Genomic DNA, 17,034 nt, shown 5'->3' with positions numbered 1-17,034 from the left:
GCCCGCTCGTTCTATCCAGTAACCGCCCCGACGCAGGTTGCGCGAGCGGCTGATTCCATTCTTCGCAACAAGGATTTCACATGACTGTTCTGCCATGGATGTACCTGGCACTTCTCTCCATTGGTTACGCCCTGGCCCTGAGCTACGGCCAACTGGGCCTTTTGGCGGCGGTTTCCGTCGCCTTGCTGCTGTGCGCGGGCTTTGCCGTGCGCCAGCAGAAAAGCCCTTACGCGCGCTACCTGGGACACGGCCTGTTCGTGGTGCTGGCCCTGGCGCTGGCCATGCACTGGCTCCCCGGTTTCTACAATGGCCGGGCGATCGGCCCGCAACGCTTCACCGCCGATGCCGTGCCGTTTTCCATGTACCTGAACCAGGACAAGCCACTGATCGGCTTCTGGCTGTTGCTGGTCTGCCCCTGGATCATCGGGCGCCGCTCGCTGCGCCTGTCCCTCTATACCACTGCCCTGGCCTTGACCCTGACCGCCCTGGCGGCCCTGGGCGGCGCGGTGTTGCTGGGCATCATCAGTTGGGCGCCGAAATGGCCGGACCAGGCCTGGCTGTGGGTGCTGAACAACCTGCTGCTGGTCACCCTGGTGGAAGAAGCGCTGTTCCGTGGCTACATCCAGGGCGGCCTGAGCCGTCGCCTCAAGCACCTGCCCTATGGTGAAAACCTGGCACTGATGTGCGCGGCCCTGCTGTTCGGCCTGGTGCATGTGGGCGCCGGCTGGCAATGGTGGCTGCTGGCGAGCATCGCCGGGGTCGGCTACGGCCTGGCCTACCGCTTTGGCGGCCTGGGCGCCGCGGTGGCCACCCATTTCGGCTTGAACCTGCTGCACTTCGGGCTGTTCACCTACCCGATGCTCGCGGGTTGACCCTGGCCAAGCCGGGGCTCCCTGGACGGGCCTCGGCTTCGCCGCTTCCCCTCACCCCCCCCTTGCAAAATAAGGCATCTGTCAATGAGGCACTTCTCAAATTACTGAAAAAAACCTCAATAATTGGCGAAGGCCGCCGACAACCTATCAAAGCCTTGCGGATAGAAAAACCATGCGTAACAACCAGCCCGTCACTCAGCGCGAACGTACCTTTCCGACTCAGCAACGGTTGATCTCCACCACCGATGCCAAAGGCGTGATCACCTACTGCAACGATGCCTTCGTTGAAATCAGCGGGTTTTCTCGTGAGGAACTGGTCCGCGCACCGCACAACCTGGTCCGTCACCCCGACGTCCCGGCCGCGGTGTTCGCGCACATGTGGGCCACCCTGAAACAAGGCTTGCCATGGATGGGCATTGTCAAGAATCGCTGCAAGACCGGTGACCACTACTGGGTCAACGCCTACGTGACACCGGTCTTCGAAGGCCAGCAAGTGGTCGGCTACGAGTCGGTGCGGGTCAAACCCACCGCCGAGCAGATCCGCCGCGCCGAAGCGCTTTACCAACGCATCAACCAGGGCAAGTCGGCCATTCCGAAACGCGACAAATGGCTGCCGATACTTCAGGACTGGCTGCCATTCATCCTGATCAGCCAGCTGAGCTTCCTGATTGGCGCCTGGCTCAACTCTTCCTGGGGCTTTGCCCTCGCCGCCGGCCTTTGCGTGCCGCTCGGCCTGCTCGGGCTGAGCTGGCAACAGCGCGGCCTCAAGCGTTTGCTGCGCCTGGCCGAGCAGACCACCTCCGACCCGCTGATCGCCCAGATGTACACCGACAGCCGTGGCGCCCAGGCGCGCCTGGAGATGTCGATCCTCAGCCAGGAAGCCCGCCTGAAAACCTGCCTGACCCGCCTGCAGGATACCGCCGAGCACCTCAACGAGCAGGCGCGGCAGTCCGACACCCTGGCGCACAACAGCTCCAGCGGCCTGGAACGCCAGCGCGTGGAAACCGAACAGGTGGCCACCGCGGTCAACCAGATGGCCGCCACCACCCAGGAAGTGGCCAGCCACGTGCAGCGCACCGCCGATGCCACCCAGGAAGCCAATCGCCTCACCGGGCGCGGTCGCGACATCGCCGGGGAAACCCGCGAAGCGATCCAGCGCCTGTCGGTGGTGGTGGGCGAAACCGGCCTGACCGTGACCCAGCTGGCCAAGGACAGCGACGAAATCGGTGGCGTGGTCGATGTGATCAAGGGCATCGCCGACCAGACCAACCTGCTGGCGCTGAACGCGGCCATCGAAGCGGCTCGCGCCGGGGAAATGGGCCGCGGCTTCGCGGTGGTGGCCGACGAGGTTCGCCAACTGGCGCAACGCACCAGCGAATCCACCGGGCAGATCCACACCCTGATCGCCAAGCTCCAGCAAACCGCCAGCACGGCGGTGCAAACCATGGACGCCGGACACCGTCAGGCCGAGGAAGGCGTGGCCCGGGTGCTGGAAGCCGACCAGGCGCTGGTGGGCATCAGCGAAGCGGTGGCCAACATCACCGACATGACCACCCAGATCGCTGCCGCCACCGAAGAGCAAAGCGCCGTGGCCGAGGAGATCAGCCGCAACATCAGCACCATCGCCCAACTGGCCGACCAGACCTCGGAGCAGGCGCAGCATTCGGCGCAACTCAGCGAAGAGCTGACCCGCACCGCCAACACGCAGTACTCGTTGGTCGAACGCTTCAACCGCTAAGCCGAAGCCAGACAAAAAACCCGGAAGGTTCGCCTTCCGGGTTTTTATTGCCTGTTTTCCAGCACCACGCGCGTCTTCTGTATCTGTAGGAGCGAAGCTTGCTCGCGATGGAGCTTGGCAGTCGCCACCGTTGTCGCCTTGAAAAACAATCGCGAGCAAGCTTCGCTCCTACAGTCAAAAAAGCGTTCAGCCATTCAGTTGACGCAAAACCTCGGCAACTTTCTGCGCCGCCGCTTCCAGGTGCTGCTCATGGGTGAAGCCTGAGGCCTTGAGCGGTTTCAGGTCATGGTCGGCCGCCGCCAGCCAGAACAGCTCGATAGCCGGCGCCAGCGCATAGGCTTCGACCGCCGCCCGGTTACCGAGGGCGTCGCGCTCGCCCTGGACGATCAGGGTCGTGGTGCGCAATTCGGCCAAGTGAGCGACCCGCGGTTTCTCCGGCTTGCCGGCGGCATAAAACGGATACCCCAGGCACACCAGCGCATCGGCGCCCAGCTCATCGGCGAGCAAACTGGCCATGCGCCCGCCCATGGACTTGCCGCCGATGGCCAACTGCCCAGCGACATGAGGTCGCACCTGGGCATAGACCTCGCGCCAGCACTCCAGCAGCTTCGGCGCCGGGTTAGGCGGCCGTTTGCCACCATCGAGGCGACGCTGAGCCATGTAGGGAAACTCGAAGCGCAGGACGTTGACCCCATGCGCCGCAAGGCGTGCGGCCATATCGTTCATGAAAGCACTGTCCATCGGCGCGCCAGCGCCATGGGCCAGGATCAGGGTCAGCGGTTCGCCGGCCAGCGACTGCTGCGCGACATCCCAGAGCCAGCCCCGTTCCCGCACGCACTGCGCCCATTGATCCCCGTCAATAACAGGCCCTTGCCGTTTGCCCATGCTTACCTCGCTTTTAGTCTGCCTATAACTCCAGAAGAAGTGAGCGCGCCTTGCCGTGCGCAGTCGCTTTCACTTCAGCTGAACCGTGGATGGGGAACCATGAACACTTCTATCAGTACCGCCTACAACTACAAGGTGGTCCGCCAATTCGCCATTATGACGGTGGTGTGGGGCATCGTCGGCATGGGGCTCGGGGTTTTTCTCGCTGCCCAGTTGGTCTGGCCCGAACTCAACTTCAACCTGCCCTGGACCAGTTTCGGTCGCCTGCGCCCGTTGCACACCAACGCGGTGATCTTCGCCTTTGGCGGCTGCGCCTTGTTCGCCAGCTCCTTCTACTCGGTGCAACGCACCTGCCAGACCCAACTGTTCGCGCCGAAAATCGCCGCATTCTGCTTCTGGGGCTGGCAGCTGGTAATCCTCCTGGCGGCCATCAGCCTGCCGCTGGGCTACACCAGCTCCAAGGAATACGCCGAGCTGGAATGGCCGATCGACATCCTCATCACCATCGTCTGGGTGGCGTACGCCATCGTGTTCTTCGGCACGGTGATGAAGCGCAACACCAAGCACATCTACGTCGGCAACTGGTTCTTCGGCGGTTTCATCATCACCGTGGCCATCCTGCACATCGTCAACAACCTGGAACTGCCCGTCAGCCTGACCAAGTCCTACTCGGTGTATGCCGGTGCGACCGACGCCATGGTGCAATGGTGGTACGGCCACAACGCGGTGGGCTTCTTCCTGACTGCGGGCTTCCTGGGGATGATGTACTACTTCGTGCCCAAGCAGGCCGAGCGTCCGGTGTATTCCTATCGCCTGTCCATCGTGCACTTCTGGGCGCTGATCACCCTGTACATCTGGGCCGGCCCGCACCACCTGCACTACACCGCGCTGCCGGACTGGGCGCAGTCCCTGGGCATGGTGATGTCGCTGATCCTCCTGGCACCGAGCTGGGGCGGCATGATCAACGGCATGATGACTCTGTCGGGTGCCTGGCATAAGTTGCGCAGCGACCCGATCCTGCGGTTCCTGGTGGTGTCCCTGGCGTTCTACGGCATGTCGACCTTCGAAGGTCCGATGATGGCGATCAAGACCGTCAACGCCCTCTCCCACTACACCGACTGGACCATCGGCCACGTCCACGCCGGCGCCCTGGGCTGGGTGGCGATGATTTCCATCGGCGCGCTGTACCACATGATCCCGAAAGTCTTCGGTCGCCAGCAGATGCACAGCATCGGCCTGATCAACGCGCACTTCTGGCTCGCCACCATCGGCACCGTGCTCTACATCGCCTCGATGTGGGTCAACGGCATCGCCCAGGGCCTGATGTGGCGCGCCGTCAACGAAGACGGGACGCTGACCTACTCCTTCGTCGAAACCCTGGTGGCCAGCCACCCAGGCTTCATCGTGCGGCTGGTCGGTGGCGCGATCTTCCTCTTCGGCATGTTGCTGATGGCCTACAACACCTGGCGCACCGTGCGCGCGGCCCAGCCTGCCGAAATCACCGCCGCTGCGCAGATGGCCTGAGGAGTCCGCCATGAAACACGAAGTTATCGAGAAAAACGTCGGCCTGCTGATGCTGCTGATGGTATTTGCCGTGAGCATCGGCGGTCTGACCCAGATCGTCCCACTGTTCTTCCAGGACGTCACCAACAAGCCGGTGGAAGGCATGAAGCCCTACACCGCCCTGCAACTGGAAGGCCGCGATATCTACATCCGCGAAGGCTGCGTCGGCTGCCACTCGCAGATGATCCGCCCGTTCCGCGCCGAGACCGAACGCTACGGCCACTACTCGGTCGCCGGCGAAAGCGTCTGGGATCATCCGTTCCTGTGGGGCTCCAAGCGTACCGGTCCGGACCTGGCCCGGGTCGGCGCCCGCTACTCCGACGACTGGCACCGCGCGCACCTGTACAACCCGCGCAACGTGGTGCCCGAGTCGAAGATGCCGGCCTACCCATGGCTGGTCACCCAGCCGGTCGACAGCAGCCACACCGAGACCAAGCTGCGCGCCATGCGCACCCTCGGCGTGCCGTACAACGACGACGATATCGCCGGTGCCGTCGCCTCCCTCAAGGGCAAGACCGAGATGGACGCCCTGGTCGCCTACCTGCAAGTGCTTGGCACTGCGATCAAGAGCAAGAGGTGAGCCATGGTTCTTGAACTCGATAGCGGCATGATCCGCGGGCTCGGCACGCTGGTGGTGATGATTGCCTTCATCGGCCTGTCGATCTGGGTCTTCAACGCCAAGCGCAACCCGGAGTTCGCCCAGGCGCGCCTGCTGCCCTTCGCCGACGAACCTTCGCCGCAAGTGCACGGCAATCCATCTGATGACGCTCAATCCGAAGAGCACGCGACAAGGAGCATTCGGCCATGACCACCTTCTGGAGTACGTACATCTGCGTACTGACCATAGGCAGCCTGATCGGCCTGACCTGGCTGTTGATCGGCACGCGCAAGGGCGAGACCAAGGGCAGCGTCGACCAGACCATGGGCCACAGCTTCGACGGCATCGAGGAGTACGACAACCCGCTGCCGCAGTGGTGGTTCATGCTGTTCGCCGGCACCCTGGTGTTTTCCGTCGGCTACCTGATCCTCTACCCGGGCCTGGGCAACTGGAAAGGCATCCTGCCCGGCTATGAAAATGGCTGGACCGGCGTGCACGAGTGGGAAAAGGAAATGGACAAGGCAGACGCCAAGTTCGGCCCGATCTTCGCCAAGTTCGCCGCCATGCCCGTGGAAGAAGTGGCCAAGGATCCGCAGGCGCTGAAAATGGGCGGACGCCTGTTCGCTTCCAACTGCTCGGTGTGCCACGGCTCGGATGCCAAGGGCGCCTTCGGCTTCCCTAACCTGGCCGACAACAACTGGCGCTGGGGCGGCAACGCCGACACCATCAAGGCCACCATCATGGGCGGTCGCATGGCGGCCATGCCGGCCTGGGGTGAAGTGCTGGGCGAGGACGGGGTGAAGAACGTCGCGGCCTATGTGCGTCACGAACTCGCCGGCCTGCCGTTGCCCGCCGACAGCAGCGCCGACCTGGTCGCCGGCAAGCAGGCGTTCAGCACTACTTGCGTCGCCTGTCACGGCGCCAACGGCCAGGGCACGGAAATCATGGGCGCGCCGAACCTGACGCAACCGGCGGGCTTCATCTACGGCACCAGCCTGACCCAGCTGCAACAGACCATTCGCCATGGTCGCCAGGGCCACATGCCGGCGCAGAGCGAACTGCTGGGCAACGACAAGGTGCAGCTGCTCGCGGCCTACGTCTACAGCCTGTCCCACAACGCGGCCAGCCAGCCGCAGACCGAGACCCCAAGCGAGCAATAGCCGCTCCCCCCACTGCCGCATCGCTCGATGCGGCAGTTCCCTGCCTCTGCGCGACCAAGTGTCGCACCCTCTCTACCCTCTGCCTTTCCACTCTCCGGATTCAGGTCTAAGCTGCTTCGCAGTGGACTGGCAATGGCCGGTCACAGACCAGAAGTAGCCGTTCCATTCGAAGCCGTCGTTCGAGGACAGGCCGCAAAGGCTGGTGTATACCGGCTGTCGTGCCACTTACCGTCTGTCGCTCGCTCAATGGCTTTCCACACACCCGGTTACAACTGACCTGTACCCCCTCGCCTTTTTCATCCGCTGCGACATTTTGTCCTGGGCCGATTTTGTCCTTACTCCGCGCATGGAAAGGCCGCAGAATCAGCTTTTGAAAGCATTGACCCAGGTCATGGCGCGTTGCAATGACCCCCTGCTTTCTCCATACTTGCGGCCGATTTTTACTCCTAATAAAACACCCAAACCGTGGAACCTTAGAATGAGCACAGCAATCAGTCCGACTGCTTATAACTATAAGGTAGTCCGCCAGTTCGCCATCATGACGGTGGTCTGGGGGATCCTTGGCATGGGGCTCGGTGTCTTCATCGCCTCGCAACTGGTCTGGCCGGAGTTGAACTTCGGTCTGCCATGGACGACCTTTGGACGCCTGCGCCCGCTGCACACCAACCTGGTGATTTTCGCCTTCGGTGGATGTGCGTTGTTTGCCACTTCTTACTACGTCGTGCAGCGAACCTGCCAAACGCGACTGATTTCCGACAGCCTGGCGGCCTTCACCTTCTGGGGTTGGCAAGCCGTGATCGTCGGCGCGATCGTTACCTTGCCGCTGGGTTACACCACCACCAAGGAATACGCGGAACTGGAATGGCCCCTGGCTATCCTGCTGGCCATCGTCTGGGTCACCTACGGTCTGGTGTTCTTCGGCACCATCGTCAAGCGCAAGACCAAGCACATCTATGTGGGTAACTGGTTCTACGGTGCCTTCATCGTGGTCACCGCGATGCTGCACATCGTCAACCACGCTTCCCTGCCGGTCAGCTTCTTCAAGTCCTACTCGGCCTACTCGGGCGCAACCGACGCCATGATCCAGTGGTGGTACGGCCACAACGCGGTGGGCTTCTTCCTGACCACCGGCTTCCTGGGGATGATGTACTACTTCGTGCCGAAACAGGCCGAGCGTCCGATCTACTCCTATCGCCTGTCCATCGTGCACTTCTGGGCGCTGATCACCCTGTACATCTGGGCCGGCCCGCACCACCTGCACTACACCGCGCTGCCGGACTGGGCACAGTCCCTGGGCATGGCCATGTCGATCATCCTGCTGGCGCCAAGCTGGGGCGGCATGATCAACGGCATGATGACCCTCTCGGGCGCCTGGCATAAGCTGCGCACCGACCCGATCCTGCGGTTCCTGGTGGTGTCCCTGGCGTTCTACGGCATGTCGACCTTCGAAGGTCCGATGATGGCGATCAAGACCGTCAACTCGCTGTCGCACTACACCGACTGGACCATCGGCCACGTACACGCCGGCGCTCTGGGCTGGGTAGCGATGATCTCCATCGGCGCCCTGTACCACATGATCCCGAAAGTCTTCGGTCGCCAGCAGATGCACAGCATCGGCCTGATCAACACCCACTTCTGGCTGGCAACCATCGGTACCGTGCTCTACATCGCCTCGATGTGGGTCAACGGCATCACCCAGGGCCTGATGTGGCGTGCAATCAACGATGACGGCACCCTCACCTACTCCTTCGTCGAAGCCCTGCAGGCCAGCCACCCTGGTTTCATCGTGCGCGCCCTGGGCGGTGCGTTCTTTGCCGCCGGCATGCTGTTCATGGCGTACAACGTGTTCCGCACCGTTCGCGCCTCGAACCCGGCTGAAGCTGAAGCCGCCGCTCAGATCTCTGTAGTTGGAGCTCACTGATGAAGCATGAAGCAGTAGAGAAGAATATCGGCCTGCTGGCCTTCTTCATGGTCATCGCCGTCAGCATCGGCGGCCTGACCCAGATCGTCCCGCTGTTCTTCCAGGACGTCACCAACAAGCCGGTGGAAGGCATGAAGCCGCGTACCGCCCTGGAACTGGAAGGCCGCGACGTCTATATCGCCAACGGCTGTGTCGGCTGCCACTCGCAGATGATCCGTCCGTTCCGTGCCGAAACCGAACGCTACGGCCACTACTCGGTCGCCGGCGAAAGCGTCTGGGACCACCCGTTCCTGTGGGGTTCCAAGCGTACCGGTCCGGACCTGGCCCGCGTCGGCGGTCGTTACTCCGATGACTGGCAGCGTGCGCACTTGTACAACCCGCGCAACGTTGTACCCGAGTCGAAAATGCCGGCTTACCCGTTCCTCGTAGAAAACAAGCTCGACGGCAAAGACACCGCGAAAAAAATGGAAGTCTTGCGCACGCTCGGCGTCCCTTACACCGACGAAGACATCGCCGGTGCCAAGGATGCCGTGAAGGGCAAAACCGAAATGGACGCGCTGGTGGCCTATCTGCAAGGCCTTGGCACCATCATCAAAAGCAAACGGTGATTTAGATGGATATCGGGATGATTCGTGGCCTGGGCACCGTAGTGGTGATGGTGGCCTTCATCGGCCTGGCGCTGTGGGTATTCAGCCCCAAGCGCAAGTCCGAGTTCGAAGACGCGACCTTGCTGCCGTTCGCGGATGATCCCGAAGCCATCAAGCACGTCGAGCAAGCTTCTAGGAGTAACAAAGAATGACTACGTTCTGGAGTCTGTACGTCACAGTCCTCAGTCTGGGTACCATTTTCGCCCTGACCTGGCTGCTGCTGTCGACCCGCAAGGGCCAGCGCGCCGAGCAGACCGACGAGACGGTCGGCCACGCCTTCGACGGGATCGAGGAGTACGACAACCCGCTGCCGAAATGGTGGTTCATGTTGTTCGTCGGCACCATCGTCTTCGCCCTGGGTTACCTGGTGCTCTACCCGGGCCTGGGTAACTGGAAAGGCCTGCTGCCAGGCTACAACTACCTGGACACCGAAAAGCAGACCCCCTTCGCCAACGGCCAGACCGGCTGGACCGGCGTGCACGAGTGGGAAAAGGAAATGGCCAAGTCGGACGCCAAGTTCGGTCCGATCTTCGCCAAGTTCGCCTCCATGCCGATCGAAGAAGTCGCCAAGGACCCGCAAGCCCTGAAGATGGGTGGCCGCCTGTTCGCCTCCAACTGCTCGGTCTGCCACGGTTCCGACGCCAAGGGCGCCTATGGCTTCCCGAACCTGACCGACGCCGACTGGCGCTGGGGCGGCGAGCCGGAGACCATCAAGACCACCATCATGGGCGGTCGTCACGCGGTGATGCCGGCCTGGGCCGAAGTCATCGGCGAACAAGGCGTCAGCGATGTGGCCGCCTACGTGCTGACCAACCTCGATGGCCGCAAGCTGCCGGAAAGCGCCAAGGCCGACCCGGCCAACGGCCAGAAGATCTTCGCCGCCAACTGCGTGGCGTGCCACGGTCCGGCCGGTAAAGGCACCCCAGCCATGGGCGCGCCTGACCTGACCCACCCGGGTGCGTTCATCTACGGCTCGAGCTTCGCCCAACTGCAGCAGACCATCCGTTACGGCCGCCAGGGCCAGATGCCTGCCCAGGAACAGCTGCAAGGCAACGACAAGGTCCACCTGCTGGCCGCTTACGTCTACAGCCTGTCCCACAGTGACAAGCCGGCGGACGCCGAGTAAGGCAGACACCTTCGGGTAACAGAAAAGGCCCCGCCAATGTCCATTGGCGGGGCCTTTTTATTTTCCTCTCCCCTCACGTCCGTCGCTCTGCCCCCGCTTGAGATTGCCGCCTCCCCGCCAAGAGTAGTAACGTTGCTACATGAAATTTTTGTCGAGGATATGACGATGCCTACCACCACCATCTCCAGTCGCGAATTCAATCAGGACACAAGTGGTGCCAAAAAAGCCTCAAGAAACGGCCCGGTCATCATCACCGACCGTGGCAGGCCCGCCCATGTGCTGCTAAGCATTGAGGACTACGAAAAACTGAGCGGCCTGAACACCAGCATCGTCGACATGCTGGTCATGCCTGAAGCGCCTGAAATCGATTTCGAAACAGAGCGCGCAACCATCATTCCTCGCGAGATCGATCTGTCCTGATGTTTTTGCTCGATACCAACATCGTGTCCGAATTACGCAAGCCCAACGCTGATCGCAAGGTAGTGGCCTGGGCTCAGACCGTGGCGCCAACCAGCCTGTTTTTGTCAGTCATTACGTTATTGGAACTGGAAACCGGCATCCTGCGATTGGAACGCCGCGATCGCACCCAAGGGGCGCTGCTGCGTGCCTGGCTGGAACTGCACGTGATGCCCGCTTTCAATGGACGAATACTGGCCATTGACCCTGCTGTCGCGATGCGCTGCGCCCGATTGCACGTTCCTGATCGCAGTAATGAATGCGATGCCCTGATTGCGGCGACCGCCCTGGAACATGGGCTGACAGTCGTTACCCGCAACATCGCCGACTTCCAGTCCAGCGGTGTGCAACTGCTCAACCCGTGGAACGATTGAACGCGGTCGCGGCGAAAAGCGTCCATAATTCACAAGTCAATTGATTCAAGTCATTACACCATCAATTGATTTCCCCCAACGCGACCAAAGGTCGCACCCTTGAGCTAGAGCGACAGGCGTATCATTGCGCCACTGCAACACCCCTACTTGATCGCGGTCGGCACGTACTGACCGGGGCATTTCTCCACTGCCGTGGGATGCAATGATGAGCAACCAGATTCCGGTACATGACGTCACCCCTCCTGCCAAGAATTCGAACAACAGCGTAGACCTCTACGCCTCTCGGGAAAAAATCTACACACGCGCTTTCACCGGCCTCTTCCGCAACTTGCGGATGGTTGGCGGTGCGGCCCTGTTCCTGCTGTATTTCGGTACGGTGTGGCTCAACTGGGGCGGCCACCAGGCCGTCTGGTGGAACCTGCCGGAACGCAAGTTCTTCATCTTCGGCGCCACCTTCTGGCCCCAGGATTTCATCCTGCTGTCGGGGCTTTTGATCATCGCCGCCTTCGGCCTGTTCTTCATCACTGTGTATGCCGGGCGCGTCTGGTGCGGCTATACCTGCCCGCAAAGCGTCTGGACCTGGATCTTCATGTGGTGCGAGAAGGTCACCGAAGGCGACCGCAACCAGCGCATCAAGCTCGACAAGGCGCCGATGAGCGCCAACAAATTGCTGCGCAAGTTCAGCAAGCACAGCCTCTGGCTGCTGATCGGCTTCGTCACCGGCATGACCTTCGTCGGTTACTTCTCGCCGATCCGCGAGCTGGTCATCGACTTCTTCACCGGCCAGGCCGATGGCTGGTCGTATTTCTGGGTCGGCTTCTTCACCCTCGCCACCTATGGCAACGCCGGCTGGCTACGCGAACAGGTGTGCATCTACATGTGCCCGTACGCCCGCTTCCAGAGCGTGATGTTCGACAAGGACACCCTGATCGTCTCCTACGACCCGCGTCGCGGCGAAGGTCGCGGCCCGCGCAAGAAAGGCGCCGACTACAAGGCCATGGGCCTGGGCGATTGCATCGACTGCACCATGTGCGTGCAGGTCTGCCCGACCGGCATCGACATCCGTGACGGCCTGCAGATCGAGTGCATCGGCTGCGCCGCCTGTATCGATGCCTGCGACAACATCATGGACAAGATGGACTACCCGCGCGGCCTGATCAGCTACACCACCGAACACAACCTGTCCGGGCAGAAAACCCATAAACTGCGTCCACGCCTGATCGGTTATGCGCTGGTGCTGCTGGCGATGATCAGCCTGCTGGTCACGGCCTTCTTCATGCGCTCGCTGGTGGGCTTCGATGTCAGCAAGGACCGCGTGCTCTATCGCGAGAACGCCGAAGGCCGGATCGAAAACGTCTACAGCCTGAAGATCATGAACAAGGACCAGCGCGACCATACCTACGTACTGGACGCCGCCGGCCTGCCGGACCTCAAGCTGCAAGGCCGGCGCGAGATCAAGGTGGCGGCCGGCGATATCGTCAGCATGCCGGTCGAGCTGTCGAGTTCGCCGGAACAACTGCCGTCGAGCACCAACGAGGTGAAGTTCATCCTCAAGGACGCCGACGACGAAAGCGTCCACGTTGAAGCCAAGAGCCGGTTCATCGGCCCACAAATTCGTTAAGAGAAGTCATCATGCCCGCAGCGACCGCCACAAGCCCCTGGTACAAGCACCTCTGGCCCTGGATCATCATCGGTATCCTGGCCTGCTCGGTGACCTTGACCCTGTCCATGGTGACCATCGCGGTGAACAACCCGGACAACCTGGTCAACGACAACTACTACGAGGCCGGCAAAGGCATCAACCGCTCCCTGGACCGCGAGCTGCTGGCCCAGACCCTGCAACTGCGCGCCAGCGTGCACCTGGATGACCTCACCGGCGAAGTCGACCTGCGCCTGAGCGGCAACAGCGCGCCCGCCACCCTGGAGCTGAACCTGATCTCGCCGACCCAGCCGGAAAAAGACCGCAAGATCACCCTCGCCCGCAGCGAAACCGAACAAGGCCGCTACATTGGCCAGTTGAGCGACAAGGTCGATGGCCGCCGGTTTGTCGAACTGCTGGGTGTCGAGGGCGACAAGACCTGGCGCATGTTCGAAGAGGAACAGGTCAGCCACGACAAGGACCTGCTGCTGGGTGACGAACCGCTGCAAGGCGCGGAACACCTGGACAAGTAAGCGCCCTCCGAACATCGCCGGCAGGCTGCTGCTTCCCAGGCAGCGGCCTGCCGGCGATGAGGTCCGCCCCTGGAACAAAGACCCGCGATGACCACGCCACTGCCCTGCTACCACTGCGCCCTGCCCGTTCCCGCCGGCAGCCGCTTCACCGCCGTCGTGCTCGGCGCCTCCCGCGAGTTCTGCTGCCCGGGCTGTCAGGCAGTGGCCGAAGCCATAGTCGCCGGCGGCCTGGAGAGCTACTACAGCCATCGCAGCGAAGCCTCGGCCAACCCGGAGGCGCTGCCGGTGCAACTGGTGGACGAACTGGCGCTGTACGACCGGGCGGACGTGCAGCAACCCTTCGTCCGGCATGAGGGGGAACTGGCCGAAACCACCCTGCTGATGGAAGGCATCAGCTGCGCCGCCTGTGGCTGGCTGATCGAGAAACACCTGCGCAGCCTGCCGGCGGTGGCCGAGGCGCGGCTGAACCTGTCCAACCATCGCCTGCATGTGCGCTGGGCCGACAGCCAGTTGCCACTGAGCCAGGTGCTCAGCGAGCTGCGCCTGATCGGCTACGCCGCACACCCCTATCAGGCCGACCGTGCTTCCGAGCAACTGGCCAGTGAAAACCGCCTGGCCCTGCGCCAACTGGGCGTGGCCGGACTGCTGTGGTTCCAGGCGATGATGGCGACCATGGCCACCTGGCCGGAATTCAATATCGACCTGAGCCCCGAGCTGCACACCATCCTGCGCTGGGTTGCGTTGTTTCTCACCACGCCGATCGTGTTCTACAGCTGCGCGCCGTTTTTCAAGGGCGCCCTGCGCGACCTGCGCACTCGCCACCTGACCATGGACGTTTCCGTGTCGCTGGCGATTGGCGCCGCCTACATCGCCGGGATCTGGACCTCGATCACTGGCGTCGGCGAGCTGTACTTCGATGCCGTGGGCATGTTCGCCCTGTTCCTGCTGGCCGGACGCTACCTGGAGCGCCGTGCCCGCGAACGCACCGCCGCCGCTACCGCGCAACTGGTGAACCTGCTGCCGGCCTCGTGCCTGCGCCTGGGCGCCGATGGCCAGAGCGAACGCATCCTGCTCAGCGAACTGCGCCTGGGCGACCAGGTGCTGGTGCATCCCGGCGCCATCCTGCCGGCCGACGGCAAGATCCTCGATGGCCAGTCGAGCATCGACGAATCCCTGCTCACCGGTGAATACCTGCCGCAACCGCGCAACATCGGCGATGCGGTTACCGCCGGCACCCTCAACGTCGAGGGCGCGCTGACCGTGGAGGTCCTGGCCCTAGGTCAGGACACGCGCCTGTCGGCCATCGTCCGCCTGCTGGACCGGGCCCAGGCGGAAAAACCGCGCCTGGCGGAGATCGCCGACCGCGCCGCCCAATGGTTCCTGCTGTTCTCCCTGATCGCCGCGGCCGCCATCGGCCTGCTCTGGTGGCAGCTGGACGCCTCCCGGGCCTTCTGGATCGTCCTGGCCATGCTGGTCGCCACCTGCCCCTGTGCGCTGTCCCTGGCCACCCCGACCGCGCTCACCGCCGCCACCGGCACCCTGCACAAACTCGGCCTGCTGCTGACCCGCGGCCATGTACTCGAAGGCCTGAACCAGATCGACACGGTGATTTTCGACAAGACCGGCACCCTCACCGAGGGGCGCCTGGCCTTGCGCTCGATTCTTCCTGTGGGCGACCTCGACAGCCAGCAGTGCCTGGGCCTGGCCGCCGCCCTGGAAAACCGCTCCGAACACCCGATTGCCCGAGCCTTCGGCCGTGCGCCGCTGGCCGCGGAAGAAGTGCTGAGCATGCCCGGGCTGGGCCTGGAAGGACTGGTGGGCGAACAGCGTCTGCGCATCGGCCAGCCCGCCTTCGTCTGCGAGCTCAGCGCCTGTGCGGTCCCGGCGATGCCGGACGAAGCCGGCCAATGGCTGCTGCTGGGCGATAGCCAAGGGCCGCTGGCCTGGCTGGTCCTCGACGATCGCCTGCGCAGCGATGCTCCGGCACTGCTGGCCGCCTGCAAGGCGCGCGGCTGGAACACCCTGCTGCTCTCGGGCGACAGCTCGCCGATGGTCGCCAGCGTCGCCGCCGAACTGGGCATCGACGAAGCCCGCGGCGGCCTGCGTCCCGACGACAAGCTGCAGGTGCTGCAACAACTGCATCGCCAGGGCCGCAAAGTGCTGATGCTCGGCGACGGGGTCAACGATGTGCCGGTGCTGGCCGCCGCCGATATCAGCGTGGCCATGGGCTCGGCCACCGACCTGGCCAAGACCAGCGCCGATGCGGTGCTGCTGTCCAACCGCCTGGATGCGCTGGTGCAGGCCTTCGGCCTGGCCCGCCGCACGCGTCGGATAATCATCGAGAACCTGCTGTGGGCCGGGCTGTACAATGGCCTCATGCTGCCGTTCGCCGCCCTCGGCTGGATCACTCCGGTATGGGCCGCCATCGGCATGTCCATCAGTTCGTTGACCGTGGTGCTCAATGCCCTGCGCCTGACTCGCCTGCCGCGTCAGCCCCAGGCCGAGGCCACGACCCAAACCCGCCCGCTGCCGGCCTGAGCCGCGCGGGCATGGAGCCTACCCATGCCAGCTCTCTACGTGATGATCCCGGCGGCGCTGCTGATCGTGGCCATCGCCATCTACATCTTCTTCTGGGCGGTCGACAGCGGTCAGTACGATGACCTCGACGGCCCCGCCCACAGCATTCTGTTCGACGACCAGGACCCCAAGCACACTGCCGCGGTCGACGAGGCCAAGGGCTCACCGACGGCCGAGCAGCCACCACACAAAGACCAGGCGCCGCCCCATGCTTGAGCTGGCACCGCTGCTGGTTTCCGCGGTGATTCTCGGCCTGCTCGGCGGCGGTCACTGCCTGGGCATGTGCGGCGGCCTGATGGGCGCCCTGACCCTGGCCATTCCCCCGGAGCAACGCAGCCGGCGTTTTCGCCTGCTGCTGGCCTACAACCTGGGACGCATCCTCAGCTATGCCACCGCGGGCCTGCTGATCGGCCTGGCCGGCTGGGCCGTGGCCAGCAGCCCGGCGGCCATGGCCATGCGCGTGCTGGCCGGCCTGCTGCTGATTGCCATGGGCCTGTACCTGGCCGGCTGGTGGAGCGGCCTGACCCGCATCGAAAGCCTCGGACGCGGCCTGTGGCGCCATATACAGCCGGTGGCCAACCGCCTGCTGCCGGTGTCGAGCCTGCCACGCGCCTTGCTGCTGGGCGCGCTCTGGGGCTGGCTGCCGTGCGGCCTGGTCTACAGCACCCTGCTGTGGTCCGCCAGCCAGGGCAATGCCCTCGACAGCGCCTTGCTGATGCTGGCCTTCGGCCTGGGTACCTGGCCGGTGCTGCTGGCGACCGGGCTCGCAGCGGAACGGGTCACCGCGCTGCTGCGTCGGCGCAGCGTGCGCATGGCCGGCGGCCTGCTGGTGATCCTGTTCGGCATCTGGACCTTGCCCGGTCCACATCAGCATTGGTTGATGGGGCACTGAGGCAACCCTTCCCGCTGCCTCCGCCCTTCGGCAGCGACGACGCAAGACTCGTA

At 63.4% G+C, this 17,034-nt stretch carries 18 protein-coding genes; 17 read left to right on the top strand and 1 reads right to left on the bottom strand.

Annotated features, from left to right (window positions below; translation table 11 throughout):
• Window positions 1-80 precede the first annotated feature (80 nt).
• Both AC3RCP_RS10780 and AC3RCP_RS10775 read left to right on the top strand, forming a co-directional pair.
• Complete coding sequence (locus AC3RCP_RS10780; protein ID WP_053260294.1) at window positions 81-872, top strand: CPBP family intramembrane glutamic endopeptidase; 792 nt, start codon at window positions 81-83, stop codon at window positions 870-872.
• 172 nt (window positions 873-1,044) lie between these two features.
• A complete protein-coding gene (locus AC3RCP_RS10775) occupies window positions 1,045-2,610 on the top strand; it encodes a methyl-accepting chemotaxis protein (RefSeq protein WP_007921342.1) in 1,566 nt (521 codons plus the stop codon).
• 186 nt (window positions 2,611-2,796) lie between these two features.
• Here AC3RCP_RS10775 and AC3RCP_RS10770 read toward each other — a convergent pair whose 3' ends face one another.
• Window positions 2,797-3,495 (bottom strand): alpha/beta family hydrolase, encoded by a 699-nt coding sequence (locus AC3RCP_RS10770; protein WP_101337293.1) that lies wholly within the window; start codon window positions 3,493-3,495, stop codon window positions 2,797-2,799.
• Between the two features lie 99 nt (window positions 3,496-3,594).
• Here AC3RCP_RS10770 and ccoN (AC3RCP_RS10765) point away from each other — a divergent pair, with 99 nt between their 5' ends.
• The 15 genes from ccoN (AC3RCP_RS10765) to AC3RCP_RS10695 all read left to right on the top strand — a co-directional run bounded on the left by ccoN (AC3RCP_RS10765) (window position 3,595) and on the right by AC3RCP_RS10695 (window position 16,981).
• On the top strand, window positions 3,595-5,019 hold the full coding sequence (ccoN, locus tag AC3RCP_RS10765) for a cytochrome-c oxidase, cbb3-type subunit I (RefSeq protein ID WP_009042964.1): 1,425 nt from the start codon (window positions 3,595-3,597) through the stop codon (window positions 5,017-5,019).
• Between the two features lie 10 nt (window positions 5,020-5,029).
• A complete protein-coding gene (gene ccoO / locus AC3RCP_RS10760) occupies window positions 5,030-5,638 on the top strand; it encodes a cytochrome-c oxidase, cbb3-type subunit II (RefSeq protein WP_062823107.1) in 609 nt (202 codons plus the stop codon).
• A 3-nt stretch (window positions 5,639-5,641) separates the two neighbouring features.
• Entirely contained in the window at window positions 5,642-5,866 is a 225-nt protein-coding gene (locus tag AC3RCP_RS10755) for a cbb3-type cytochrome oxidase subunit 3 (RefSeq protein WP_007921351.1), read from the top strand.
• Window positions 5,863-6,816: a cytochrome-c oxidase, cbb3-type subunit III gene (gene ccoP, locus AC3RCP_RS10750; RefSeq protein ID WP_007921353.1), complete on the top strand. Its 954-nt coding sequence runs from the start codon at window positions 5,863-5,865 to the stop codon at window positions 6,814-6,816. Before AC3RCP_RS10755 ends, ccoP (AC3RCP_RS10750) begins: the two co-directional genes overlap by 4 nt.
• 478 nt (window positions 6,817-7,294) lie before the next feature.
• Window positions 7,295-8,737, top strand: coding sequence for a cytochrome-c oxidase, cbb3-type subunit I (ccoN, locus tag AC3RCP_RS10745; protein ID WP_007921354.1), 1,443 nt, complete (start codon window positions 7,295-7,297; stop codon window positions 8,735-8,737).
• Window positions 8,737-9,345: a cytochrome-c oxidase, cbb3-type subunit II gene (ccoO, locus tag AC3RCP_RS10740; protein ID WP_009042961.1), complete on the top strand. Its 609-nt coding sequence runs from the start codon at window positions 8,737-8,739 to the stop codon at window positions 9,343-9,345. The genes ccoN (AC3RCP_RS10745) and ccoO (AC3RCP_RS10740) overlap by 1 nt, the downstream gene beginning before the upstream one ends.
• A 5-nt stretch (window positions 9,346-9,350) precedes the next feature.
• Window positions 9,351-9,536 carry a CcoQ/FixQ family Cbb3-type cytochrome c oxidase assembly chaperone gene (locus AC3RCP_RS10735; protein WP_003175465.1) on the top strand — a complete coding sequence of 62 codons (186 nt, stop codon included), beginning with the start codon at window positions 9,351-9,353 and terminating at the stop codon, window positions 9,534-9,536.
• Window positions 9,533-10,510 (top strand): cytochrome-c oxidase, cbb3-type subunit III, encoded by a 978-nt coding sequence (gene ccoP, locus AC3RCP_RS10730; RefSeq protein ID WP_062823108.1) that lies wholly within the window; start codon window positions 9,533-9,535, stop codon window positions 10,508-10,510. The genes AC3RCP_RS10735 and ccoP (AC3RCP_RS10730) overlap by 4 nt, the downstream gene beginning before the upstream one ends.
• A gap of 165 nt (window positions 10,511-10,675) precedes the next feature.
• Entirely contained in the window at window positions 10,676-10,930 is a 255-nt protein-coding gene (locus AC3RCP_RS10725) for a type II toxin-antitoxin system Phd/YefM family antitoxin (protein WP_007922405.1), read from the top strand.
• Entirely contained in the window at window positions 10,930-11,340 is a 411-nt protein-coding gene (locus AC3RCP_RS10720) for a type II toxin-antitoxin system VapC family toxin (RefSeq protein WP_101337291.1), read from the top strand. Before AC3RCP_RS10725 ends, AC3RCP_RS10720 begins: the two co-directional genes overlap by 1 nt.
• 205 nt (window positions 11,341-11,545) lie before the next feature.
• Window positions 11,546-12,961, top strand: coding sequence for a cytochrome c oxidase accessory protein CcoG (gene ccoG, locus AC3RCP_RS10715; protein WP_007922401.1), 1,416 nt, complete (start codon window positions 11,546-11,548; stop codon window positions 12,959-12,961).
• Between the two features lie 11 nt (window positions 12,962-12,972).
• Window positions 12,973-13,512: a FixH family protein gene (locus AC3RCP_RS10710; RefSeq protein WP_007922399.1), complete on the top strand. Its 540-nt coding sequence runs from the start codon at window positions 12,973-12,975 to the stop codon at window positions 13,510-13,512.
• 87 nt (window positions 13,513-13,599) lie between these two features.
• On the top strand, window positions 13,600-16,050 hold the full coding sequence (locus tag AC3RCP_RS10705) for a heavy metal translocating P-type ATPase (protein ID WP_101337289.1): 2,451 nt from the start codon (window positions 13,600-13,602) through the stop codon (window positions 16,048-16,050).
• Between the two features lie 24 nt (window positions 16,051-16,074).
• Window positions 16,075-16,305, top strand: coding sequence for a cbb3-type cytochrome oxidase assembly protein CcoS (ccoS, locus tag AC3RCP_RS10700; RefSeq protein WP_007922395.1), 231 nt, complete (start codon window positions 16,075-16,077; stop codon window positions 16,303-16,305).
• Window positions 16,298-16,981 carry a sulfite exporter TauE/SafE family protein gene (locus AC3RCP_RS10695; RefSeq protein WP_007922394.1) on the top strand — a complete coding sequence of 228 codons (684 nt, stop codon included), beginning with the start codon at window positions 16,298-16,300 and terminating at the stop codon, window positions 16,979-16,981. The genes ccoS and AC3RCP_RS10695 overlap by 8 nt, the downstream gene beginning before the upstream one ends.
• Window positions 16,982-17,034: the final 53 nt, after the last annotated feature.

This window comes from Pseudomonas sp. GW822-FHT05A08 (assembly GCF_058800485.1).
This window is presented reverse-complemented; position numbering and strand designations above follow the sequence as displayed.